This window comes from Mycobacterium marseillense (genome assembly GCF_010731675.1).
In the GTDB taxonomy this organism is placed as follows: Bacteria; Actinomycetota; Actinomycetes; order Mycobacteriales; family Mycobacteriaceae; genus Mycobacterium; species Mycobacterium marseillense.
Map to the genome: position 1 here is coordinate 5,062,263 of NZ_AP022584.1, position 22,927 is coordinate 5,085,189.

Below are 22,927 nucleotides of genomic sequence, written 5' to 3' on the forward strand. Positions count from 1 at the left end.
CGAACCCTATTGTGGGCGTCATCCGAGTCGGAAGGTTCACGCACGTATGACAACGGTGGTCGACAATCCCTTCTTCGCGCGCGTCTGGCCCGTCGTCGCCAGCCATGAAGCCGAGTCGATCCGGGTGCTGCGACGGGAGAACTTGGCCGGCTTGTCCGGCCGGGTGCTGGAAGTCGGCGCGGGGATCGGGACGAACTTTCCGCACTACCCGGCGTCGGTGGACGAGGTGATCGCGGTGGAGCCCGAACCGCGGCTGGCGGCGCGGGCCCGCGCCGCGGCCGACGCCGCGCCCGCCCGCGTGATCGTTTCCGGCGAGACGGCCGAAAGCCTCAGCGGCTCCGAGCCGTTCGACGCGGTGGTGTGCTCGCTGGTGCTGTGCTCGGTGCGTGACCCCGGGGCCGTGCTGGGGCGCCTGTACTCGTTGCTGCGGCCGGGCGGGGAACTGCGCTACCTCGAGCACATCGCCAGTGCCGGTGCGCGGGGCCGCTTTCAGCGTTTCGTCGATGCGACGTTGTGGCCCCGGCTGTTTGGCAACTGCCACACCCATCGCGACACCGAACGCTCGATCATCGAGGCGGGATTCGAAGTCGACACCTCGCGGCGGGAGTGGACGCTGCCGGCCTGGGCGCCGATGCCGGTGTCCGAGCTGCTGCTGGGCCGCGCGCGCCGGCCCGCCTGAGTAGGGGCCGGCCCGCTTACTTCAGCAGAGCGGGCAGCCGCTGCAGCAGTCCGGGCAACGCCTGGCTGGCCGACTCGCGGATGCTGAGGGTGGCGTTGGCCGATAGCGGCGTGACTTCGGGATTGACCTCGATGACGGCGGCGCCGCGCACCAGCGCCAGCTCCGCGAGCCCGGCCGCCGGATAGACGATCGCCGACGTCCCGACCACCACCATCACGTCGGCAGACTCGGTCGCCTCGACCGCGCGCTGCCACGGCCCGTCGGGCAACTGTTCACCGAACCACACGATGTCGGGCCGGATCAGGCCGCCGCAATCACATTGCGGGGGCTCCACCTCGAGCGCCGGTTCGGGCATCTGCGGCAGCGCGCCGCTGTACGGCACAGCGCATCGCGCACAACGGAATTCGAACAAGCTCCCGTGCAGGTGGTGGACGGAGTCGCTGCCGGCGCGCTCGTGCAGGTCATCGACGTTCTGGGTGATGACGGTGACCTGTGCATCGTCTTGCCAGGCGGCGATGGCGCGATGACCCGCGTTGGGTTGCACCTCGGCCACGAGGTAATGCCGCCACAGATACCAGCCCCAGACGCGCTGAGGGTTGTCGCGCCACCCTTGCGTGCTGGACAGCTCGTAGGGATCGAAGCGGGCCCACAACCCGTTCTTGTCGTCGCGGAACGTCGGCACACCGCTTTCCGCGGAGATCCCCGCGCCGCTGAGCACCGCTACGCGCATCCCACCAAGATAGCCGGAGGTGGGGGATACTGAACGGGTGGAGTTGGGTGACTGGTTGCGGGTCGACGTGAAGGCGGGCAAGCCGCTGTTCGACCAGCTCAGGACGCAGGTGATCGACGGCGTCCGCGATGGCGCGCTGCCGCCGGGCACCCGCCTGCCCACCGTGCGGGACCTGGCCGGCCAACTCGGGGTCGCGGTCAACACCGTGGCTCGTGCCTACCGCGAGCTGGAGACCGCCGCCATCATCGAAACCCGGGGCCGCTTCGGCACATTCATCGCCCGCTACGACCCGACCGACGCCGCCATGGCGGCCGCGGCCCGCGAGTACGTCCGGGTGGCGCGCGGACTCGGGTTGGACAAGGCCGACGCCCTGCGCTACATCGAATCGGTGCCCGACGAGTAGGCGCTATCGTCGGGCTTCGAAAAGCGTTGGCGTGCAGTTCGTGTGGTAGTACCGTTCAGCGCAGCACCTTGTCGAGCGTGCGCAGGTTGCGCGTCGTAGTCGACGACTTGTAGCGCGCCTTGCCCATCGTCTTGCCGATCGTGCTGTCCAGGGTGCTGCCCTTGGGGACCTGCCAGTAGACCACGCCGTCGCCGCGGCTGATCCTCTCGCTCGGGCCGGCGTCCTTACCGAGCGCGGCGAGCTCGTCGAGCATCGCCTGATCGGCGACGAACGTGACGTAGGACTGGTACCCCTTGGCGTCGCGCTCGAACGGATAGGCGTCGACCACGTCGCGCACGGTGCCGAGGTCATAGGCGAGCACCCAGGCGTCGTAGCCGAACCGCTCGCGCAACGCGGCTTCGGCCTTTTTACGCACCGCCGCCACGCCGGCCGATGACTCCAGCACGACGTTGCCGCTGGCCAACACGGTTCGCACCGCGGTGAAGGCCGCATCGGTCAGCGCGGCCGCCACCTCGGCCATCTTGAGATTGACACCCCCCACGTTGACGCCACGCAGAAACGCCGCGTACTTGGTCATGTTCCGATTCCACCAGCCCGGCCGGGGAACGGCCATCCCGGGCCGCGCGGGCGGCGCGCGACGTAGGCTTTCGTCATGGGACGCCAAGTCTTCGACGACAAGCTGCTGGCCTTGATAAGCGGGCATTCCCTCGGGGTGCTGGCCACCATCAAGCGCGACGGGCGGCCGCAGCTGTCGAACGTGAGCTACCACTTCGACCCCCGCAGCATGGCGATCCAGGTGTCGATCACCGAGCCGCGCGCCAAAACTCGCAACCTGCGCCGGGACCCCCGGGCGTCGATCCTGGTCGACGCCGACGACGGGTGGTCGTACGCCGTCGCCGAGGGCACCGCCGAACTGACACCCCCGGCCGCCGCGCCCGGTGACAGCACCGTGGAGGCGTTGATTGCCTTGTACCGCAACATCGCCGGCGAACATCCGGATTGGGGCGAATACCGTCAGGCGATGGTCACCGATCGGCGGGTGCTGCTGACGTTGCCGATCTCCCACCTGTACGGCATGCCCCCCGGCATGCGCTAGCCGCGCCGCCTGCACTCCCGCCGGGGAAACCGGGACTAAGCTGCCCCTATGGCCGCATCGAATGCCCGGCAGGGTTCACCGTCGTCCAAGTCTTCGGGGGCTTTTGAATCGCCCGGGTCGGACGAGGACACCAAGCGCAGGTTCCGCGAAGCCCTCGACCGCAAGATGGCGAAATCCTCGAACGGATCCGACCACAAAGACGGCGCCGGCAAGCAGTCGCGGGCGCACGGCGCGGCGGGAAACCGCCGCGAATTCCGCCGCAAGAGCGGCTGATCCCCGAGAGCCGTTGGTAGACGGCCCGATTCGCCTAGCCGCTGGGCGGGGAGAACAGGGGTATCGAGGGGTCGTCCTGGCCCGGCTTGCCGCGCAGGCTGCCGCGGGTGCTGGGATGTTCGAAGTCCACTTGGGACGGGTCGTTCCGGTAGGCCCAGTCCGCCACGATGGTGCGTTTACCGAACTTCCAGCGGCCGTCGTGTTTGGTGTACTCGTCCAGGTACCGGCCGCCGATGATGACGTCGACGTCGTGCTCGGGACCGGCGAAGGTGTGAAACACCAGGCAGTAAATCTCGCCGCGGGCCCGCTGGCCCTCGATCACGAAATTCGTCCTGGTGATGTTGTGTTGGGAGACACGCACATACGGCTCCGCGGCCTGCAACTGCGCGATGAACTGTTCGACGCCGCCCGTCGAGAACGAGCCGTGCGAGTCCGTCGCGTCGGGGTGATACATCTCCCGCAGGCCTTCATAATCGGCGCGGTCGACGGCCCGGCAGTAGGACGTGACGAGCGCGTGCAGTTCGTCACGGGCCAGCATCAGCTCTAATCGGGCCTCATCCACCACCACGTCACGATAACTCGACGGTTAAGGTGCTGATCGTAGGCGCGGTTTCGGTGGTTGCTGTCGCGCGCAGCGGTCTCGGTCGTAGGGTGTTCAGCGGAAGGAAGGTCGTTGACGGTGAAACTGTGGCTGGCTCAAGATCCCGAGGCCGACGCGCTGCTGGACGAGAACCCCCTGGCGCTGCTCATCGGGATGGTTCTCGATCAGCAGGTGCCGTTCGAGACCGCCTTTTCGGGGCCGAAGAAGATCGCGGACCGCATGGGCGGCTTCGGCGCTCACGAAATCGCCGAGTACGACCCGGACAAGTTCGCCGCGCTGTGCTCGGAACGGCCTGCGATACACCGTTTTCCGGGGTCGATGGCCAAACGCATCCAGACGCTGGCCCAGATCATCGTGGACCGCTACGACGGTGACGCCGCGGGCTTGTGGACCGCGGGTGACCCCGACGGCGCGGAGTTGCTGCGGCGCATCAAGGGCCTGCCCGGTTTCGGCGACGTCAAGGCGCAGATCTTTCTGGCGCTGCTGGGCAAGCAATACGGCGTGACGCCGAAAGGCTGGCGAGCGGCGGCCGGGCAGTTCGGCAAGTCGGGCACGCACATCTCCGTCGCCGATATCGTCGACGCCCAGTCGATGGGCGCGGTGCGTGCCTATAAGAAGCAGATGAAGGCGGCAGCCAAAGCGGCGAAGTAGTCGGTGTACAGAAGGGAAGGGCAGCAACGTGAAGACACACATCACGTGTCCGTGCGGCGAGGCCATTGTCGGTAAGGACGAGGACGAACTGGTCGAACTGACCCAGGCTCATCTCGCCAGCGATCACCCCGGCCTCGAGTACGACCGCGACGCGATCCTGTTCATGGCGTACTAAGCGAACGCGCGTGACCCCGGTGCGGGGACACGCGCGTTCGCTGGTGGCGAGACGGTGACGACGCCGGTCTGTTACGGCACCACCGTCGAGCCGATCGTGGGCATGAACTGGCATTGCTTTTCCTTGGTCGTGACCTGCCCGAAGATCGTCGACATGATGCTGCCCGAGCCCGTGTCGGCGATCGCGCTCAACGTCGTCGGCCCGTCCGGGTTGATGTCCGAGCGCGGCTTGAGGGCGACGGTGCCGGACTTGCCGGTGGTCAGGTTCACCCAGGTGACGTTCAACGGCAGCTTCTGCACCTCGGCGGGCCCGGGCGTGCCGACCGCGGTGAACACATAGGCGGTCTGGCCGGGCCCCGGCCCGGGCAGCGGAATCGTGGCCGGCCCCGCGACCGACAGCGCGGTGGCGATAGCGCTGCTGCCATCCGCCAGGCAGTTGGTGCCGATGGAGGGATACATGAAGTCCTGGGTGGGTGGCGCGTCAGCGCCGAACCCCGGGGCCGCCGCCGTCGGGGCGGCGTCCGGCGCGGGTGCGGGCGCCGGAGCGGCCTCCGGTGCCGGTGGCGCCGGAATCGGTGCCGCGACGGGCACATTCGCGGGTTGGGCGGCGGGCTGGGCGGGTGCCGGCGCCGGAGCGGCGGCGGGCGCGGGTCCGGCCGCGTGCGCCGGGTCGACGCTCGCCGGCAGGTGCGCCTCGGGTGTGGCTTCGGGTGCGGGACCCGCCGCGTGCGCCGGGTCGATGCCGGTCGGCAGGTGCGACTGCAGACCGGGTTCCACGCCGGCCGCGGGAACGTGTTGCACCGGCGCGGCGGGCTCTTGGACGAACTGATTGACCGCCGCCGCCACGTTCTTGGACTCGCTGGGTGCGGTCGGGCTGTGGGCGAAGGCTTGCGCGGCGGCCATGAGCAGCTGTGTCGCCTGCTGCGGGTCGCCCGCCGCTTGCTGGATGAGCGGGCTGAGCTGCGACAGGGCAGGCAGACCCGGCAGCTGCCCAGCCGCGCTGGATTGTGGTGTCGGCTGCGGCGCCGCCGGGTCGGCTGCCGCGCCCGGGCAAAGCCCGAGCGCGGCAACCGATGCCGTGACGACAGCGGCCAAACCTTTGGACAGATTCCAAGTGGTTGCCACGGTGTCCTCCGGTTCTCAGTGGTGGGTTAGGGCGATGACGACGCTGCTCAAGGCAGGGCGGCAAGCAGCGGCGCTGCCGGACCGGCCGGGCTGGCAGCCGGCGCGGGTGCGGCCGGAGCCGCGGGTGCGGCTGGAGCCGCCGGGGTCTGGCCCGAAGCCAGCGCCGGCAGATCCTGCGGCAGCCGCACCTGCGAGGGCACGCTGACCGGAAGGCCCGCCGGCATCGCCGGCATGTTGACCTGCGCCTGCGGGATTTGCGGTGCGGGCGGCGTGGCCGGCGCGCTCGGCGCCGACAGCCCCGGGATCGCGGGCAGGCCCGGGATCGACGAGGAGGCCGGGGCGGCCGGGCTCGCGGCCGCCGGCTGTGCGCCGGTTAGGCCCTGGATCATCCCGGGAATACCGCTCGCCGCGGAGGGCGACGCCGGCGTGGCGGGCGTCGCCGACTGCGCCAGCCCCGGAATGGACGGGAGCGCCGCCGGAGATGACGCGGGAGCGGCGGGTGCCGCCGGCGTCAGGCCGGGAATCGACGGGATGCCCGCCGTGGCCGCCGACGCCGGGGAGGCGGCCGCCGGAACACCGGGGAAGCTGATGCCCGGCGTGGCGGGCGCCGCGGGCGGCGTGGCGCCGAGCGCGGTCGCGAGGTTCTGCAGGATTTGAGGTGCGTTGGCCGCCGAGCTGATCAGCTGCTGCGGAATGTTCGGCACGGCCGGAGCCGGCACGGGGTCGGCGTGGGCGATACCGCCCGTCAACAGTGCTGCGGACGAACCGACCACGACGGCGGCTGCACGCATGTAAGTCCAGATGGTTGGCATGACTCTCCCTGATTGATCGATTACAGGTCCCGGCGCCGAAGTTACTTTGATGCAGATGGGACTCAAGTGACACGTGTGGCATTTATTTATTCGTTACGGATACGAGTGAGAGCGGTGACCGAACGCGCGAAATACCGTTCCCTGAATAGAGGTCGGGGACCGACGGGGCCGCGCCCCATGCTCCGATCGCTAAAGTCGGGCGGATAGACACCATCTCGGCCGCCCCGGCGGCGCCCCTCACCCAGCGGTTGGCGAATCGCCTCGTCGCGGCCGCGCCGATCCTGCTCATCGTCAGCGTCGCGGCGCGGCTGGCCTGGACATACCTGGCTCCCAACGGCGCGAACTTCGTCGACCTGCACGTCTACCTCGGCGGAGCCGCCGCGCTCGATCATCCCGGCACGCTGTACAGCTACGTCTACGCCGACCAGACTCCGGATTTCCCGCTGCCGTTCACCTACCCGCCCTTCGCGGCCGTCGTCTTCTACCCGCTGCACCTGCTGCCGTTCGGGCTCGTCGCGTTTCTGTGGCAGCTCGCGACCATCGCCGCGCTGTACGGCGCGCTCCGGATCAGCCAGCGCCTGACGGGCGTGGCGGCCGGCCCGCGCGCCCGCCGACTCGCGATGGCGTGGACGGCGATCACCATCTGGATCGAGCCGCTGCGCAGCACATTCGACTACGGCCAGGTCAATGTGCTGCTCATGACCGCGGTGCTGTGGGCGGTCTACACCACGCGGTGGTGGCTGTCGGGGCTACTGGTCGGCGCGGCCGCCGGAATCAAGTTGACCCCCGCCATCTCCGGGGTCTACCTGGCCGGGGCCCGGCGGTGGGCCGCGGCGGTGTTCTCGGCGGTCGTTTTCGTTGCCACCATTGGGATTTCGGCCGTGGTCGTCGGCGATCAGGCCCGCTACTACTTCACCGACCTGCTCGGCGACGCCCACCGGGTGGGTCCCATCGCCACGTCGTTCAATCAGTCCTGGCGCGGCGCCATCTCGCGGATCCTGGGCCACGACGTCGGTTTCGGGCCGCCGCTGGTCCTCGCCCTCGTCGTCACCGCGGTGCTGGCCGTCCTGGCCTGGCGCGCGCTGGACGCCTCCGATCAGCTGGGCAGGCTGATCGTGGTCGAGTTGTTCGGGCTGCTGCTGTCGCCGATTTCCTGGACCCACCACTGGGTGTGGCTGGTGCCGCTGATGATCTGGGCGATCCACGGCACCGGGCGCACGCTGCGCGGCGCGCGGATCGCCGGCTGGGGGTGGTTGGCGCTCACCGTGATCGGCGTGCCGTGGTTGCTGAGCTTCGCTCAGCCGACCATCTGGGAGATCAGCCGCCCGTGGTATCTGGCCTGGGCCGGGCTGATCTACACCGTGGCGGCGGTGGCGACGCTGATCTGGATCGCGGTCACCGGCAGCCGCGCCAGCGGCGCCAGGCCCGGCGAACGGGCCGAGCCCTCCCGCTAGTTGTCGACGATCCCGTTGATGTCGCGGGCCATATCGACGTCGTTTTGGGTGATGCCGCCCTCGGAGTGGGTGACGAGAGCGAAAGTCACTGTCCGCCACCGAATATCGATGTCCGGGTGGTGATCCTTGCTTTCCGCGTGCTCGGCCACGCGGCGCACCGCGTCGATGCCGGCCAGGAAGCTTCCGAATTTGATCGAGCGGCGCAGGGCGCCGTCGGCACGTTCCCATCCGTCCAGATCGGGCAGTGCGGCGTCTACCTGTTCATCCGTTAACACAGCCATAACTCGTAACCATTCTTCTCTAAAAGCCTTGCTAGATGCCAGTTTACGATAGCGAAGCACGGGCAGCGTCCATGACGTCGCTCGTGAACGCCTTACTCGGAGTCAATCCCCGGATGCTCTAGGCAGCGGGCCTGGGTAAGGACCTAGGCTCCCCGCCACTGGTCGGGCTTCTTTTTGTCGCTGAGATGGCGGACGCGGGCAACGAGGGGTGAATGCCCCTGCTGTTTCGCCCAGTCCACAGCCTCCTGCTGGGTTTGGCTCTGGTGGAGCTCGCTGTCGGCGTGATCTTCAACGACGTAGTGCGTGATGGGGTCTCCGTCGCGGCCTTTGGGTCGCGGTTCGATGAAAACGTTGGCCATGGGTGCTTCTCCTCACTGAGTGACGGTCAGCCGACCTATGCATACCCAGACAGCGCCGGCCTTCACAGCGCGCTACGGATCAGCGGCCACATCGGTGTCCCACGTGCCGCATTTCCCCGGTGGGGCGCAGCCGTGGCCGCGTGATGACGCGGCCATGCTCCGACGGTATACCGTCACAGGCCATGCCGACCCAGATCGTCGTCGCCGGCGCCCTCATCTGCGACGCGCGCGTCCTGGTGGCACAGCGCGTCCACCCGCCGGAGCTCGCCGGTCGCTGGGAGCTGCCCGGCGGCAAGGTCGCACCCGGCGAGACCGAGCGCGACGCGCTGGCCCGCGAGCTGGCCGAGGAGTTGGGTTTGGTGACGGGCGACGTCGCGGTGGGCGACCGGCTCGGCGCGGACATCCCGGTGGACGGCGGCATCACGCTGCGCGCGTACCGGGTGCATTTGCTCAGCGGCCGTCCGGACGCGCGTGAGCACCGCGCCTTGCGCTGGATCACGGCGGCTGAGCTGCACGATCTCGACTGGGTCCCGGCCGATCGGGGCTGGTTGCCGGATCTGGCCGGCGTCCTGTGAACACCCTTGTAACAAGTCCACAGACTTCCCGCAGCTGATGTACAGGCACGTTGCAGGTCGCCACAGTGAACTGAATGCAACAAAATGACTTGTAGTAACGCCATACGAATCTGCCCTGGATGTGCGTGCCGATAGCTAGCCAGATGGTTGTCCAGACCTTGCCGTCCCGGCTCGGTGCCCGACCGGGACGCTTCGGCATGCGCGAAAACCGATGCTCATGACCCTGTTTTTCCTGGATCGGCCGCGCGCGGCGAAGGTGATTGCCCCGTGCACATCGACCTATGCTGGTGCAGTATCGCCGCCCAGCCCGCGGGCCCGAAATGCCAATGTTTGAGCCGATCCGAGCTGGTGCGGACGAGCGGATCACGGGGCCGATCGCCGACCACAACTCAACTGGGACCACACGCAGGGCCGGGCGACGAGGCGCGACGCTACCGATGAGGAGGAGTACTTCTTGACTGCCACACCGCACATTGGTGGAGTGCTCGAGGAGCTCTTGGAGCGCAGCGGGCGGTTCTTCACGCCGGGCGATATCTCGGCCGACCTGCGCACCGTGACGCGGCGGGGCGGCCGCGAGGCCGACGTGTTCTATCGCGACCGGTGGAGCCACGACAAGGTGGTTCGCTCCACGCACGGCGTGAACTGCACCGGGTCCTGCTCCTGGAAGATCTACGTCAAGGACGGGATCATCACCTGGGAAACCCAGCAGACCGACTACCCGTCGGTGGGTCCGGACCGTCCCGAGTACGAGCCGCGCGGTTGCCCCCGCGGTGCCTCTTTTTCCTGGTACAGCTACTCGCCCACCCGGGTGCGCTACCCGTACGCCCGCGGCGTGCTGGTCGAGATGTACCGGGAAGCCAAGGCGCGCCTGGGCGATCCGGTGCTGGCGTGGGCCGACATCCAGGCCGATCCCGAGCGCCGCCGGCGCTATCAGCAGGCCCGCGGGAAGGGCGGACTGATCCGCGTCACCTGGGCCGAGGCCACCGAACTGATCGCCGCCGCCCATGTGCACACCATCAAAACCTACGGTCCGGATCGGGTCGCCGGATTCTCCCCGATTCCGGCGATGTCGATGGTGTCCTATGCCGCAGGCTCGCGGTTCTTCGAACTGATCGGCGCCCCCATGACGTCGTTCTACGACTGGTACGCCGACCTTCCGGTGGCCTCACCCCAGGTGTTCGGCGACCAGACCGACGTTCCCGAATCCGGAGACTGGTGGGACGCAGCGTATTTGATGATGTGGGGCTCGAACGTGCCGATCACTCGGACCCCCGACGCGCACTGGATGGCCGAGGCGCGCTACCGCGGCACCAAGGTCGTCACCGTCAGCCCCGACTACGCCGACAACACCAAGTTCGCCGATGAGTGGATGCCGTGCGCGGCCGGCACCGACGGGGCGCTGGCCATGGCGATGGGTCACGTCATTCTCTCGGAATGCTATGTGCAAAAGCAGGTTCCGTTCTTCGCCGACTATTCGCGTCGCTACACCGATCTACCGTTCCTGATCAAGCTGGAAGAACGCGGCGACATGCTGGTGCCGGGGAAGAACCTGACGGCGGCGGACCTGGGGGAGGCGGTCGAGAACGCGGCACTCAAGCCCGCGGTGCTCGACGAAACCACCAATTCGGTTGTGGTGCCGCACGGTTCGCTGGGCTTCCGGTACGGCGAATCCGGGGTCGGCAAGTGGAACCTCGATCTCGGTGACCTGGTGCCGGCGCTCAGTGTGCGAGACGCGCACGGCACCAACGGCGACGGCAGCACCGCGCTGGTGCACATGCCCAGCTTCGACACCCTCGACGGCGAGGGCACGACCGCGGCCCGCGGCGTCCCGGTGCGCCGCATCGGCAAGCACCTGGTGTGCACAGTCTTCGACCTGATGCTCGCGCAATATGGCGTCGCGCGCGCGGGGTTGCCCGGCGAATGGCCCACCGGCTACGACGACGCGACGCAGCAGAACACCCCGGCTTGGCAGGAAGCGATCACCGGCGTGTCGGCCGCCCAAGCCATCCGCGTGGCACGGGAATTCGCGCACAGCGCCGAGGAATCCGGCGGCCGGTCCATGATCATCATGGGCGGCGGCATCTGCCACTGGTTCCACGCCGACGCGATCTACCGGGCGGTGCTGGCGCTGCTGATGCTGACCGGGTCGATGGGCCGCAACGGCGGCGGCTGGGCCCACTACGTCGGCCAGGAAAAGGTGCGTCCGCTCACCGGGTTTCACACGATGGCGATGGCCACCGACTGGGTGCGCCCGCCGCGCCAGGTGCCCGGCGCCTCGTACTGGTACGCACACACCGACCAATGGCGCTATGACGGCTACGGGGCGGACAAGTTGTCCAGCCCGGTGGGCCGGGGCCGCTTCGCGGGCAAGCACACGATGGATCTGCTGGCGTCGTCGGTGGCCATGGGGTGGAGCCCGTACTACCCCCAGTTCGACCGGTCGAGTCTGGACGTCGCCGACGAGGCGCGCGCCGCGGGTCGCGACGTCGCCGACTACGTCGCCGAGCAGCTCGGGCAGCGCAAACTCAAACTCGCGGTGACCGATCCGGACAACCCCGTCAACTGGCCCCGGGTGCTCACCGTGTGGCGCGCCAACCTGATCGGGTCGTCGGGCAAGGGCGGCGAGTACTTCCTGCGCCACCTGTTGGGAACCGACTCCAACGCGTCGGCGCTGCCGCCCGAGGACGGGGTGCGGCCCGTCGACGTGACGTGTGAGGGGGACATCCCCGAGGGCAAGCTCGACCTGATGATGTCGATCGACTTCCGGATGACCTCGACGACTTTGGTTTCCGATATCGTGCTGCCGGCGGCGACCTGGTACGAGAAGTCCGACATCTCCAGCACGGACATGCACCCCTACGTGCACGCGTTCAGCGCCGCGACCGATCCGCCGTGGGAAACACGTTCGGACTTCGACGCTTTCGGTGCGATCGCCCGCGCCTTCAGTGCCATGGCCAAAGAGCATCTGGGCACCCGCACCGACGTCGTGCTCAGCGCGCTGCAGCACGACACACCCGACGCGATGGCCTATCCCGATGGCACCGAACAGGATTGGCTGCACAGCGGGGCGACGCCGGTACCCGGCCGCACCATGGGCAAGCTCACCGTGGTGGACCGTGACTACGCCGCCATCTACGACAAGTGGCTGACGCTGGGTCCGCTGGTCGACAAGTTCGGACTGACCACCAAGGGCATCACCGTGCACCCCTTCCGGGAGGTCGAGGAGCTCGCCGCCAAGTTCGGGGTGCTCAAATCCGGTGTGGCGGCGGGTCGCCCGGCCATCACCACCGCCGCCCGGATGGCCGACGTGCTGCTGCTGCTGTCGGGGACGACCAACGGCCGGCTGGCGGTCGAGGGCTTCCACGAGCTGGAAAAGCGCACGGGTCAACGCCTGGTGCACCTGGCCGAGGGCAGCGAGGACAAGCGCATCAGCTACGCCGACACCCAGGCGCGGCCCGTACCCGTGGTCACCAGCCCGGAATGGTCGGGCAGCGAAACGGGCGGTCGCCGCTACGCGCCGTTCACCATCAACATCGAAAACCTCAAGCCGTTCCACACCCTGACCGGGCGGATGCATTTCTATCTGGCCCACGACTGGGTCGAGGAACTCGGCGAGCATCTGCCGGTCTTCCGGCCGCCGCTGGACATGGCGCGCTTGTTCGGCGCACCCACGCTCGGCCCGACCGAGGACGGAATCGGGCTCACCGTGCGGTACCTCACGCCGCACTCGAAGTGGTCCTTCCACTCCACCTACCAGGACAACCTCTACATGCTCTCGCTGTCCCGCGGCGGCCCGACGATGTGGATGAGCCCGGGTGACGCGGCGAAAATCCAAGTGCGCGACAACGATTGGGTTGAGGCGGTCAACGTCAACGGCATCTACGTGTGCCGGGCGATCGTCTCGCACCGGATGCCCGACGGGGTGGTGTACGTCTATCACGTGCAGGAGCGCACCGTCGACACCCCGCGCACCGAGACCAACAACAAGCGCGGCGGTAACCACAACGCGCTCACCCGGGTGCGGATCAAGCCCAGCCACCTGGCCGGCGGCTACGGTCAGCACGCGTTCGCGTTCAACTACCTGGGGCCGACCGGCAACCAGCGCGACGAGGTGACCGTCGTGCGTCGCCGCAGCCAGGAGGTGCAGTACTAACCATGAAGGTTATGGCGCAGTTGGCGATGGTGATGAACCTCGACAAGTGCATCGGTTGTCACACCTGCTCGGTGACCTGCAAGCAGGCGTGGACCAACCGATCCGGCACCGAATACGTGTGGTTCAACAACGTCGAAACCCGTCCCGGACAAGGCTATCCGCGCACCTACGAGGACCAGGAGAAGTGGCGGGGTGGCTGGATTCGCGACAAGAAGGGGCGGCTGCGGCTGCGCGACGGCGGCCGCATCCAGAAGCTGCTGCGCATCTTCGCCAATCCGAAGTTGCCCGTCATCGGCGACTACTACGAGCCGTGGACCTACGACTACGAGAACCTGACCACCGCACCCGCGGGTGACACGTTCCCGACAGCGGCGCCCCGAAGCGTGATCAGCGGTGAGCCGATGAAGGTGTCGTGGGGACCGAACTGGGACGACAACCTGGCCGGCTCGTCGGAGATCCTGGCCGAGGACCCGATCCTGAAGAAGGTCAACGACGAGATCAAGCTCAAGCTCGAAGAGACCTTCATGTTCTACCTGCCGCGAATCTGCGAGCACTGCCTCAACCCCTCGTGTGTGGCGTCGTGCCCGTCGGGCGCGATGTACAAGCGCAGCGAGGACGGCATCGTGCTGGTGGACCAGGACCGCTGCCGCGGCTGGCGGATGTGTGTGTCCGGATGCCCTTACAAGAAGGTCTATTTCAACCACAAGACGGGCAAAGCCGAGAAGTGCACGCTGTGCTATCCGCGCATGGAGGTCGGGCTGCCGACCATCTGCTCGGAGACCTGCGTGGGGCGGTTGCGCTACCTCGGGGTGGTTCTCTACGACGCCGACCGGGTGCTGGAAGCGGCGTCGGTGGAAAAGGACACCGATCTCTATCGGGCGCAGTGCGAGATCCTGCTGGACCCCAACGATCCGGACGTCATCGCCGGCGCGCGGGCCGAGGGCATCCCCGACGAGTGGATCGAGGCCGCGCAGCGTTCCCCGATCTACGCGCTGATCCACACCTACCAGGTGGCGCTGCCCCTGCATCCGGAATACCGCACCATGCCGATGGTTTGGTACATCCCGCCGCTGTCGCCCGTGGTCGACGCGGTCAGCCGCGACGGGCACGACGGGGAGGACGTCGGCAACCTGTTCGGCGCGCTGGACGCGTTGCGCATCCCGATGCAATATCTGGCCGAACTGTTCACTGCCGGCGATACCGCCGTCGTCGAAGGGGTGCTGCGGCGGCTGGCGGCGATGCGCTCCTACATGCGCGACATCAACCTCGGCCGCGACACCCAGCCGCACATCCCGCATTCGGTCGGCATGACCGAAGAGCAGATCTACGAGATGTATCGGCTGCTCGCGATCGCGAAATACGAAGAGCGCTACGTGATTCCGACGGCGTTCGCCCCTCAGGCCCGCGATCTCGAGGAGATGGGCTGTTCGTTGACGGGCGAGGGCGGCCCGGGCATGTACGAATCGGAGCCGATTCCGGTGTCCGTGGAAACCTTCCACGCGCTCAAGCGTGGGGGGGACGAGCCCGGCCAGGCGCGGCCGCGGGTGAACCTGCTCAACTGGGACGGCGGCCAGGTGCCGGCGGGGATGTTCCCCGAGGGGCAGAAGCGGTGAGGCTGCTCTCCGCGCTCCGCGAGCGTTCCGCCGGCCGGGCGATGCAGGATCGCCTGGTGTGGCAGGCGGCCTCGCTGCTGTTGGCGTACCCGGACGACGGCTTCACCGACCGCCTGGACGCCGTCGACGAAATGCTCGGCCACATCAGCGGTCCCGCCGCGACGCTCCTCGGGCAGGCGGCCGCGGCGCTGCGGGCCCGCGAGCCGATGGTCGCCGCGATGGACTATGTCGCGACGTTCGATATGCGCCGGCGCGCCACGATGTACCTGACGTACTGGACCGCGGGGGACACCCGCAACCGCGGCCGGGAGATGCTGGCGTTCGCCACCGCCTACCGGGAGGCGGGTGCGCAGCCGCCGAGCGGCGAGGCGCCCGATCATTTGACCGTGGTGCTCGAATTCGCCGCCACCGTCGACCCCGAGGCCGGACGGCGACTGCTGACCGAGCACCGCGTGCCGATCGACGTGCTGCGCGGCGCCCTGGCCGACGCCCGGTCACCGTACGAGCCCGCCGTGGCCGCGGTCTGCGAGACCCTGCCGGCGGCCACCGACCAGGAGGCGCGCCGCGCCGAGCGGCTGGCGCAGGCCGGCCCGCCCGCGGAAGCCGTTGGGCTGGAACCGTTTACCTTGACCGTGCCACCCCGCAAAGGAACGCCAGGTGTTTAGCAACGTCCTGTTCTGGGATATCGCCCCGTACGTCACGCTCTCGGTCCTGATCGTGGGGACGTGGTGGCGCTACCGCTACGACAAGTTCGGTTGGACCTCGCGGTCCTCGCAGATCTACGAGTCGCGACTGCTGAGCATCGCCAGCCCCATGTTCCATTTCGGCATCCTGGCGGTTTTCGCCGGACACGTGGTGGGGCTGTTCATTCCGCCGAAGGTGACGCAGCTGCTGAAGATGAGCGACCACTTCTACCACCTGCAGGCGGTCATCGCCGGGTCGATCGCCGGCGTCGCGACGCTCGTCGGAATCGGGCTGCTCGTCTACCGACGGTTCACCCGTCCCGCCGTGTCCTTGGCCACCACCCGGAGCGACAAGGTGATGTATGTGGTGCTGGTGCTGGCGATCGTGGTGGGCCTGTACTGCGACCTGATCGGCACCGGCCCGCACGGCGGCGAGTTCCACTACCGCTACACCGTCGGTTTGTGGTTCCGCCGGATCTGGATCTTTCAGCCGCACGGCGAGGTGATGATCAACGCCCCGCTGGACTATCAGCTGCACGCCCTGATCGGCATGGTGCTGTTCACGCTGTGGCCGTTCACCCGGCTGGTGCACGTGTTCAGCGCCCCGGTCGTCTACCTGTTCCGGCCCTACATCGTCTACCGCAGCCGCGAGGCGGCGGGTAAGGGCCAGCTGGTCGGCACGGCGCCGAAGCGCCGGGGCTGGTAGGCGGCATCGCACCGCCCACCCAACGCCGCCACCGCACACTCGACGCCGCCCGTCGGCGACCTGCCAGTTCGCTATCCGGGCCCCCCGCTGCCACAATCTCCGACGTGTCATTTCGCAACGTCGCCATCGTCGCCCACGTCGACCACGGCAAGACCACTCTGGTTGACGCGATGCTGCGGCAGTCGGGGGCGCTGCATCACCGGGGTGACGACGCGGTCGAGCGCCTCATGGACTCCGGCGACCTGGAGAAGGAAAAAGGCATCACGATCCTGGCCAAGAACACGGCCGTGCATCGCAAGAATGCGGACGGAACGACGACCGTCATCAATGTCATCGACACCCCGGGCCACGCCGACTTCGGCGGCGAGGTGGAGCGCGGCCTGTCGATGGTGGACGGGGTGCTGCTGCTGGTCGACGCCTCGGAGGGGCCGCTGCCGCAGACCCGGTTCGTGCTGCGCAAGGCCCTGGCCGCCCACCTTCCGGTGATCCTGGTCGTCAACAAGACGGACCGGCCGGACGCCCGGATCTCCGAGGTCGTCTCCGAAAGCCACGACCTGCTGCTCGACGTCGCCTCCGACCTGGACGAGGACGCGCAGAGGGCCGCCGAGGCCGCCCTGGACCTGCCGACGCTGTACGCCTCGGGACGGGCCGGCATCGCCAGCACGACGGAACCGGCGAATGGCGAGAACCCCGAGGGCGACAACCTCGATCCGCTGTTCGACGTGCTGCTCGAGCACATCCCGCCGCCGCAGGGCGATCCCGAGGCGCCGCTGCAGGCGCTGGTGACCAACCTGGACGCGTCGGCGTTCCTGGGCCGGCTCGCGCTGATCCGCATCTACAAGGGTCGTATCAAGAAGGGCCAGCAGGTGGCCTGGATGCGCGAGGTCGACGGCCATCCCGTCATCACGAACGCGAAGATCACCGAGCTGCTTGTCACCGAGGGCGTCGAGCGTTCCTCGACCGACGAGGCCGTCGCCGGGGACATCGTCGCCGTCGCGGGCATTCCGGAGATCATGATCGGCGACACGCTGGCCGATCCGGACCACGCGCACGCGCTGCCGCGCATCACCGTCGACGAGCCCGCGATCTCGGTGACCATCGGCACCAACACCTCGCCGCTGGCGGGCAAGGTGAAGGGACACAAGCTGACCGCTCGCATGGTGAAGTCGCGGCTGGACACCGAACTCGTGGGCAACGTCTCCATCAAGGTGGTCGACATCGACCGGCCCGACGCCTGGGAGGTGCAGGGCCGCGGCGAGCTCGCGCTGGCGGTGCTCGTGGAGCAGATGCGCCGCGAGGGTTTCGAGCTCACGGTGGGCAAGCCGCAGGTCGTCACGCAGACGATCGACGGCAAGCTGCATGAGCCCTTCGAGGCGATGACCATCGACTGTCCCGAGGAATTCGTCGGCGCCATCACCCAGCTGATGGCCGCCCGCAAGGGCCGGATGGAAGAGATGACCAACCACGCCGCCGGGTGGGTCCGGATGGACTTCATCGTGCCCAGCCGCGGCCTGATCGGCTTCCGCACCGACTTCCTCACGCTGACCCGCGGCACCGGGATCGCCAACGCGGTGTTCGACGGCTACCGGCCGTGGGCCGGGGAGATCCGCGCCCGCCACACCGGGTCACTGGTGTCCGACCGCGCGGGCACCATCACCCCGTTCGCCATGATTCAGCTCGCCGACCGGGGTCAGTTCTTCGTCGAGCCCGGCCAGGACACCTACGAGGGCATGGTCGTCGGAATCAACCCGCGCGCAGAGGATCTCGACATCAACGTCACCCGCGAGAAGAAGCTGACCAACATGCGGTCGTCGACCGCCGATGTCATCGAAACGTTGGCCAGGCCGCTCGAACTCGATCTCGAGCAGGCCATGGAATTCTGCGCGCAAGACGAATGCGTCGAGGTGACCCCCGAGATCGTGCGGGTGCGCAAGGTCGAGCTGGACGCCACCTCCCGGGCTCGCAGCCGGTCGCGCGCCAAGGCCCGGGGTTAACACCTGGTGGTCGGACGGGCCGCTGTGCGGCTGCTCGATACCCTGATCAGCGTGCCGAGACGCGTCCGCCGCTTGTTCATGGTGCTCGGCGGCCTCGTCTCGTTGGTCGGGCTGGTGCTCTCGGCGTGTACGGTCAACCCGCCGCCGGCGCCGCAAAGCACCGATACGCCGCACAATTCGGTGCCGCCGCCCCCGCGGGTCAGCGAGATCATCATGGGCATCGACTCGATCGGCGCGGGGTTCAATCCGCATCTGTTGTCGGACCTGTCCCCGGTGAACGCGGCGATCAGCGCGCTGGTGTTGCCCAGCGCCTTCCGGCCGGTCCCGGACCCCAACGTGCCGACCGGTTCACGCTGGGAGATGGACCCGACGCTGTTGGTGTCCGCCGATGTGACGAGCCAGAACCCGTTCACGGTGACCTACAAGATCCGGCCCGAGGCGCAGTGGACCGACAACGCCCCCATTGCCGCCGACGACTTCTGGTACCTGTGGCGGCAGATGGTCAGTCAGCCCGGTGTCGTCGACCCCGCCGGGTATGACCTCATCACCGGCGTGCAGTCGCTCGAGGGTGGCAAGCAGGCGGTGGTGACCTTCGCGCAGCCGTACCCGGCGTGGAAAGAGTTGTTCAGCAACATCCTTCCGGCGCACATCGTCAAGGACGTGCCGGGCGGATTCGCGGCCGGGCTGGCAAGGGCGCTTCCGGTCACGGGCGGGCAGTTCCGGGTGGAAAGCATCGACCCGCAGCGCGACGAGATCCTGGTCGCCCGCAACGACCGCTACTGGGGGCCGCCGGCCAAACCCGCGCTCATCCTCTTCCGCCGCGCCGGGGCGCCGGCCGCGCTGGCCGACTCCGTGCGCAACGGCGACACCCAGGTGGCGCAGGTCCACGGCGGCTCGGCGGCCTTCGCGCAGCTGTCGGCCATCCCCGACGTGCGGACCGCCCGCATCGTGACGCCGCGCGTCATGCAGCTCACGCTGCGCGCCGCCGAGCCCAAACTCTCTGACACCCAAGTCCGCAAGGCGATCCTGGGGTTGCTCGACGTCGACCTGCTCGCCGCCGTCGGCGCGGGCAGCGACAACACGGTCACCCTGGATCAGGCCCTGATCCGCGCGCCGAGCGATCCCGGCTACGAGCCGACCGCGCCGCCCGCGATGACGACGGCGGCCGCGCTGACCCTGCTGCAGGGCGCCGGATACCGGGTCGAACCCAATGCGTCGGGTTCGGGTACCTCTCCCGCGCCGCCCCCGGCGAACCCCGGGCCGCCCGAGGTCATCCGGGGCCGGATCAGCAAGGACGGCCAACAGCTGTCGTTGGCGATCGGGGTGGCGGCCAACGACCCGACCTCGGTCGCGGTGGCCAACACGGCCGCCGACCAGTTGCGCAACGTCGGCATCGCCGCGACCGTGCTGGCGCTGGACCCCGTCACCCTCTACCGCGACGCGCTCAACGACAGCCGGGTGGACGCGATCGTCGGCTGGCGTCAGGCCGGCGGCAACCTGGCGACCCGGCTCGCCTCCCGCTACGGCTGTCCCGCGCTGCAATCGACCGAGGTTCCCGCAACCGGCGAGGCGACGCCGGTGTCGTCCACTCCGGCCGGGCCCGCGCCGTCCACCGGGCCGGGCACCACGACCGCCCCCACCTCGGCACTGCCGACGTCGGCGCCCCCGCCGAGTCGCCCCGCGGATCCCAACGCCCTGGTGCAGGCGCCGTCGAACCTCACCGGCATCTGCGATCGCAGCATCCAGTCGAACATCGATGCCGCCCTCAACGGCACCAAGAGCATCAACGACGTCATCACCGCGGTCGAACCGCGACTGTGGAACATGTCGACGGTCTTGCCGATCCTGCAGGACACCACGATCGTCGCGGCCGGACCGAGCGTGCAGAACGTCAGCCTGTCCGGCGCGGTTCCGGTCGGCATCGTCGGCGACGCCGGTCAGTGGATCAAAACCGGGCCCTAACGGCGATCGTCAATCGGTGGGCGGGCGCGACGGCCGCGGCGGGATCACGGTGTCGACGATGAGCGCCAGCTCCCGCCGGTTCGGCGGCGAGCCGTTCAGCAGGAAGTGCTGATTGATCAACGCCGACCCGATGCGGGCGGTCAGCGGCGTGACCGCCGTTGGATCGAGGTCACCGTCGTCCACGGCGGCTTGCAGGATCGATTCCATGATTTTCAGCCGCGGCAGTACCACGGCGTCGGCGAAGATGGCCCGCATCTCAGGTTCGTGCAACAGCTGATGGATGACGTCGAGACCGGGAAAGCCGGTCTTTCCGGCCAGCAGGTCACGTTGGGCCGTGAACATCGCTAGCAGGTTCTCCCGGGCCGAACGGCCGGAACGCAGCTCGGGCAGCGGCGGCAGCGCGAAAACCAAAGCGGCGTGCACCAGCTCGCACTTGGTGTCCCAGCGCCGGTAGAGCGCGGCCTTGCCGGTCTGAGCCCGCGCCGCGATGCCCTCCATGGTCAGGCTCCCGTACCCGACTTCGGTCAGCTCGGCCAGGGTGGCCTCGTAGAGGGCGCGTTCGAGGACCTCACCGCGCCGGCGGCTTCGGCTGCCGGTCTGGTCTGCGTCCGTGAGCTGAGGCACCCTCTGATAGTAGCCGTCCGCGTTCCTATCTCGCTGAGAAGATTCCCTAACTCCGTTACGGATGACGGCGCCCGGCCGTCCGGCGTCGCTGATTCTGACCGGCCTGACCCTGACGCCGGCTACTGCGGGGCAAATAGCGCAGCAACGACCGCTTAACCCTGGCTGCACCGATGCAGCGGAATAATTGTGAGTGCTGCTTGTGTCGACGTACCGATCTTGTCGCTGCTCGCATGGAGACGCATATCTGCATGACGAGTTCTGCTGATACGTCATGGCGTGGCCGCCGAACCATCAACCGCCAAGGAGACGTCAATGTTCTACCTGATCGGCCAGTACGAACAACTCGGTTGGACGGCGCTGAAAACCGTCTTGCTATTCATCGTCGCAGTTATCGGTCTTCGTGTGTCACGACGGCGAATGTTGGCCGAGCTCAATGTATTTGACTTTGTGGTGGCGGTGGCGATCGGCGCCATCATAGGCCGTACGGCGACATCGGTGACAACCTCCTTCGCCACCGGCGCAGTCGCGCTGATCACGCTGTTCACGGCGCATCGGATTGTCGCCGAGCTGCATCGGCGTGGCTGGTTAGGTGAGTTGTTGATCCGTAAACCGCTGATCCTGCTGGCGAACGGGCGCTTGCAGCCGAAGGCTCTGCGAACGGCCGGCTTGGCCGATCACGATGTGTACCGACTCCTGCGCCAAGCAGGTGAAAGCGACGTCGAGGATCTGCAGTATGTCCTGTTCGAGGAGCGTGGCGAGGTCACGATCGTGCGAGCCGGCGCGCCATACGGAGAGGCGATGCGAGTTGGTCTCGCCCACGCCGGAGTCGATGACCGTCAATGACGATCGATCGCCGGCAGGAGGCGTTGGTGACTTCCCGGCAACGTGACGCAACTCCTGGACGCCGGCGATTAAGAAACGGCGCCGGTCACTAACCTGAGCGCCATGACCATCGCCGCTGCCGGTAGGGTGCCGTCCATGCCTGAGACGCCGCGGCTGTTGTTCGTCCACGCACATCCCGACGACGAAAGCCTCGGCACCGGCGCCACCATCGCCCACTACGCCGCCCGCGGCGCGGACGTCCGCGTCGTCACGTGCACGCTCGGCGAGGAGGGCGAGGTGATCGGCGATCGGTGGGCCGAACTCGCCGTCGATCGCGCCGACCAGCTCGGCGGCTACCGGATCGGCGAATTGACCGCCGCGCTGCGGGCGCTGGGGGTCGGTGGACCCCGCTATCTCGGGGGCGCGGGCCGGTGGCGGGATTCGGGCATGCGCGGCACCCCCACGCGGCACCGGCAACGATTCATCGACGCCGACGAGCGCGAGACCGTCGGCGCGCTGGTGGCCCTGATCCGCGAGCAGCGCCCCCACGTCGTCGTCACCTACGACCCGGCCGGCGGTTACGGCCATCCCGACCACGTGCACGCGCACACGGTGACCACGGCCGCCGTCGCGGCCGCCGGTTCGTCGGGCGGCGCCTCCGGCTTTCCGGGCGAGCCGTGGGCGGTGCCGAAGTTCTACTGGTCGGTCTTTTCCACCCAGGCATTCGAGGCCGGCCTGGCCGCGCTGACCCCCGAGGATCTGCGGCCGGAATGGTCGCTCCCGTCCGAGGAGGAGTTCACGTTCGGATACGACGACGGCGACATCGACGCGGTCGTCGAGACCGGCGCGGACGCCGTGGCCGCCAAGCGCGCGGCGCTCGCCGCGCACGCCACCCAGGTGGTGGTCGGGCCCACCGGGCGCGCGTGCGCCCTGTCCAACAACGTGGCCCTGCCGATCGTGGGGGACGAGCACTACGTCCTGGCCGCGGGCGACGCGGGGGAGCGCGACGGGCGTGGCTGGGAGACGGACCTGCTCGCAGGCGTCGATCTCGCCGCCACCCGTACGCGGTAGGCTGCCAAACAGGCAGCCACGGAAGGAATTCGCATGGACCCCGACCTGGACCCTAATCAGCAGCACTGGCAGGACCGGCTCGACAG

At 68.4% G+C, this 22,927-nt stretch carries 24 protein-coding genes; 16 read left to right on the top strand and 8 right to left on the bottom strand.

Annotated features, from left to right (window positions below):
* Window positions 1–46: 46 nt before the first annotated feature.
* The gene (locus tag G6N26_RS23735) at window positions 47–679 is read left to right on the top strand and encodes a class I SAM-dependent methyltransferase (protein WP_083016933.1); all 633 of its coding nucleotides are present in this window, start codon (window positions 47–49) and stop codon (window positions 677–679) included.
* A 16-nt stretch (window positions 680–695) separates the two neighbouring features.
* Here G6N26_RS23735 and G6N26_RS23740 read toward each other — a convergent pair whose 3' ends face one another.
* A complete protein-coding gene (locus tag G6N26_RS23740) occupies window positions 696–1,409 on the bottom strand; it encodes an SIR2 family NAD-dependent protein deacylase (RefSeq protein WP_067172754.1) in 714 nt (237 codons plus the stop codon).
* A gap of 37 nt (window positions 1,410–1,446) precedes the next feature.
* Between G6N26_RS23740 and G6N26_RS23745 the strand changes: the two genes are divergently transcribed.
* Window positions 1,447–1,812 (top strand): GntR family transcriptional regulator, encoded by a 366-nt coding sequence (locus tag G6N26_RS23745; RefSeq protein WP_067172757.1) that lies wholly within the window; start codon window positions 1,447–1,449, stop codon window positions 1,810–1,812.
* 55 nt (window positions 1,813–1,867) lie between these two features.
* On the opposite strand, the gene G6N26_RS23750 is transcribed toward G6N26_RS23745, so the two are convergent.
* Window positions 1,868–2,389: a DUF1697 domain-containing protein gene (locus G6N26_RS23750; RefSeq protein ID WP_083016930.1), complete on the bottom strand. Its 522-nt coding sequence runs from the start codon at window positions 2,387–2,389 to the stop codon at window positions 1,868–1,870.
* Window positions 2,390–2,464: 75 nt separating this feature from the next.
* On the opposite strand from G6N26_RS23750, the gene G6N26_RS23755 reads away from it, so the two are divergent.
* Window positions 2,465–2,908 carry a PPOX class F420-dependent oxidoreductase gene (locus G6N26_RS23755; RefSeq protein WP_083016927.1) on the top strand — a complete coding sequence of 148 codons (444 nt, stop codon included), beginning with the start codon at window positions 2,465–2,467 and terminating at the stop codon, window positions 2,906–2,908.
* A 48-nt stretch (window positions 2,909–2,956) separates the two neighbouring features.
* Complete coding sequence (locus G6N26_RS23760; RefSeq protein ID WP_083016923.1) at window positions 2,957–3,181, top strand: DUF5302 domain-containing protein; 225 nt, start codon at window positions 2,957–2,959, stop codon at window positions 3,179–3,181.
* Between the two features lie 34 nt (window positions 3,182–3,215).
* Here G6N26_RS23760 and G6N26_RS23765 read toward each other — a convergent pair whose 3' ends face one another.
* A complete protein-coding gene (locus tag G6N26_RS23765) occupies window positions 3,216–3,749 on the bottom strand; it encodes a nuclear transport factor 2 family protein (protein ID WP_083016919.1) in 534 nt (177 codons plus the stop codon).
* A 111-nt stretch (window positions 3,750–3,860) separates the two neighbouring features.
* Between G6N26_RS23765 and G6N26_RS23770 the strand changes: the two genes are divergently transcribed.
* Window positions 3,861–4,433, top strand: coding sequence for an HhH-GPD-type base excision DNA repair protein (locus tag G6N26_RS23770; RefSeq protein ID WP_067172771.1), 573 nt, complete (start codon window positions 3,861–3,863; stop codon window positions 4,431–4,433).
* A gap of 28 nt (window positions 4,434–4,461) precedes the next feature.
* Window positions 4,462–4,608, top strand: a complete 147-nt coding sequence (locus G6N26_RS23775) for a DUF1059 domain-containing protein (protein WP_066951537.1) — start codon at window positions 4,462–4,464, stop codon at window positions 4,606–4,608.
* A gap of 71 nt (window positions 4,609–4,679) precedes the next feature.
* Here the strand turns inward: G6N26_RS23775 and G6N26_RS23780 are convergent, their stop codons facing one another.
* On the bottom strand, window positions 4,680–5,732 hold the full coding sequence (locus tag G6N26_RS23780; RefSeq protein WP_067172775.1) for an Rv1157c family protein: 1,053 nt from the start codon (window positions 5,730–5,732) through the stop codon (window positions 4,680–4,682).
* Between the two features lie 47 nt (window positions 5,733–5,779).
* Window positions 5,780–6,544 (bottom strand): hypothetical protein, encoded by a 765-nt coding sequence (locus tag G6N26_RS23785; protein ID WP_067172778.1) that lies wholly within the window; start codon window positions 6,542–6,544, stop codon window positions 5,780–5,782.
* 185 nt (window positions 6,545–6,729) lie between these two features.
* On the opposite strand from G6N26_RS23785, the gene G6N26_RS23790 reads away from it, so the two are divergent.
* Window positions 6,730–7,998, top strand: a complete 1,269-nt coding sequence (locus G6N26_RS23790) for a mannosyltransferase (protein WP_083016915.1) — start codon at window positions 6,730–6,732, stop codon at window positions 7,996–7,998.
* Here G6N26_RS23790 and G6N26_RS23795 read toward each other — a convergent pair.
* Together G6N26_RS23795 and G6N26_RS23800 are read right to left on the bottom strand one after the other, a co-directional pair.
* A complete protein-coding gene (locus G6N26_RS23795; RefSeq protein ID WP_067172786.1) occupies window positions 7,995–8,279 on the bottom strand; it encodes a 4a-hydroxytetrahydrobiopterin dehydratase in 285 nt (94 codons plus the stop codon). The genes G6N26_RS23790 and G6N26_RS23795 overlap by 4 nt on opposite strands.
* Before the next feature lie 143 nt (window positions 8,280–8,422).
* A complete protein-coding gene (locus G6N26_RS23800; protein ID WP_083016912.1) occupies window positions 8,423–8,638 on the bottom strand; it encodes a hypothetical protein in 216 nt (71 codons plus the stop codon).
* 182 nt (window positions 8,639–8,820) lie between these two features.
* On the opposite strand from G6N26_RS23800, the gene G6N26_RS23805 reads away from it, so the two are divergent.
* From G6N26_RS23805 to G6N26_RS23835, 7 genes are all read left to right on the top strand, one after another.
* On the top strand, window positions 8,821–9,213 hold the full coding sequence (locus tag G6N26_RS23805; RefSeq protein ID WP_067172793.1) for a (deoxy)nucleoside triphosphate pyrophosphohydrolase: 393 nt from the start codon (window positions 8,821–8,823) through the stop codon (window positions 9,211–9,213).
* Window positions 9,214–9,667: 454 nt separating this feature from the next.
* The gene (locus tag G6N26_RS23810) at window positions 9,668–13,366 is read left to right on the top strand and encodes a nitrate reductase subunit alpha (RefSeq protein WP_083016910.1); all 3,699 of its coding nucleotides are present in this window, start codon (window positions 9,668–9,670) and stop codon (window positions 13,364–13,366) included.
* 2 nt (window positions 13,367–13,368) lie between these two features.
* Window positions 13,369–14,979 (top strand): nitrate reductase subunit beta, encoded by a 1,611-nt coding sequence (gene narH, locus G6N26_RS23815; protein WP_067172799.1) that lies wholly within the window; start codon window positions 13,369–13,371, stop codon window positions 14,977–14,979.
* Window positions 14,976–15,644, top strand: coding sequence for a nitrate reductase molybdenum cofactor assembly chaperone (narJ, locus tag G6N26_RS23820; RefSeq protein ID WP_083016907.1), 669 nt, complete (start codon window positions 14,976–14,978; stop codon window positions 15,642–15,644). The genes narH and narJ overlap by 4 nt, the downstream gene beginning before the upstream one ends.
* Entirely contained in the window at window positions 15,637–16,368 is a 732-nt protein-coding gene (gene narI / locus G6N26_RS23825; protein WP_067172805.1) for a respiratory nitrate reductase subunit gamma, read from the top strand. The genes narJ and narI overlap by 8 nt, the downstream gene beginning before the upstream one ends.
* Window positions 16,369–16,472: 104 nt before the next feature.
* The gene (gene typA / locus G6N26_RS23830; protein WP_083016903.1) at window positions 16,473–18,362 is read left to right on the top strand and encodes a translational GTPase TypA; all 1,890 of its coding nucleotides are present in this window, start codon (window positions 16,473–16,475) and stop codon (window positions 18,360–18,362) included.
* 45 nt (window positions 18,363–18,407) lie between these two features.
* Window positions 18,408–20,324, top strand: a complete 1,917-nt coding sequence (locus tag G6N26_RS23835) for an ABC transporter family substrate-binding protein (RefSeq protein ID WP_163648958.1) — start codon at window positions 18,408–18,410, stop codon at window positions 20,322–20,324.
* A gap of 9 nt (window positions 20,325–20,333) precedes the next feature.
* Here G6N26_RS23835 and G6N26_RS23840 read toward each other — a convergent pair whose 3' ends face one another.
* On the bottom strand, window positions 20,334–20,948 hold the full coding sequence (locus G6N26_RS23840) for a TetR/AcrR family transcriptional regulator (RefSeq protein WP_067176901.1): 615 nt from the start codon (window positions 20,946–20,948) through the stop codon (window positions 20,334–20,336).
* 312 nt (window positions 20,949–21,260) lie between these two features.
* On the opposite strand from G6N26_RS23840, the gene G6N26_RS23845 reads away from it, so the two are divergent.
* The gene (locus G6N26_RS23845; RefSeq protein WP_067176898.1) at window positions 21,261–21,791 is read left to right on the top strand and encodes a DUF421 domain-containing protein; all 531 of its coding nucleotides are present in this window, start codon (window positions 21,261–21,263) and stop codon (window positions 21,789–21,791) included.
* Between the two features lie 135 nt (window positions 21,792–21,926).
* Window positions 21,927–22,841 carry an N-acetyl-1-D-myo-inositol-2-amino-2-deoxy-alpha-D-glucopyranoside deacetylase gene (gene mshB, locus G6N26_RS23850; protein WP_067176895.1) on the top strand — a complete coding sequence of 305 codons (915 nt, stop codon included), beginning with the start codon at window positions 21,927–21,929 and terminating at the stop codon, window positions 22,839–22,841.
* Window positions 22,842–22,927: the final 86 nt, after the last annotated feature.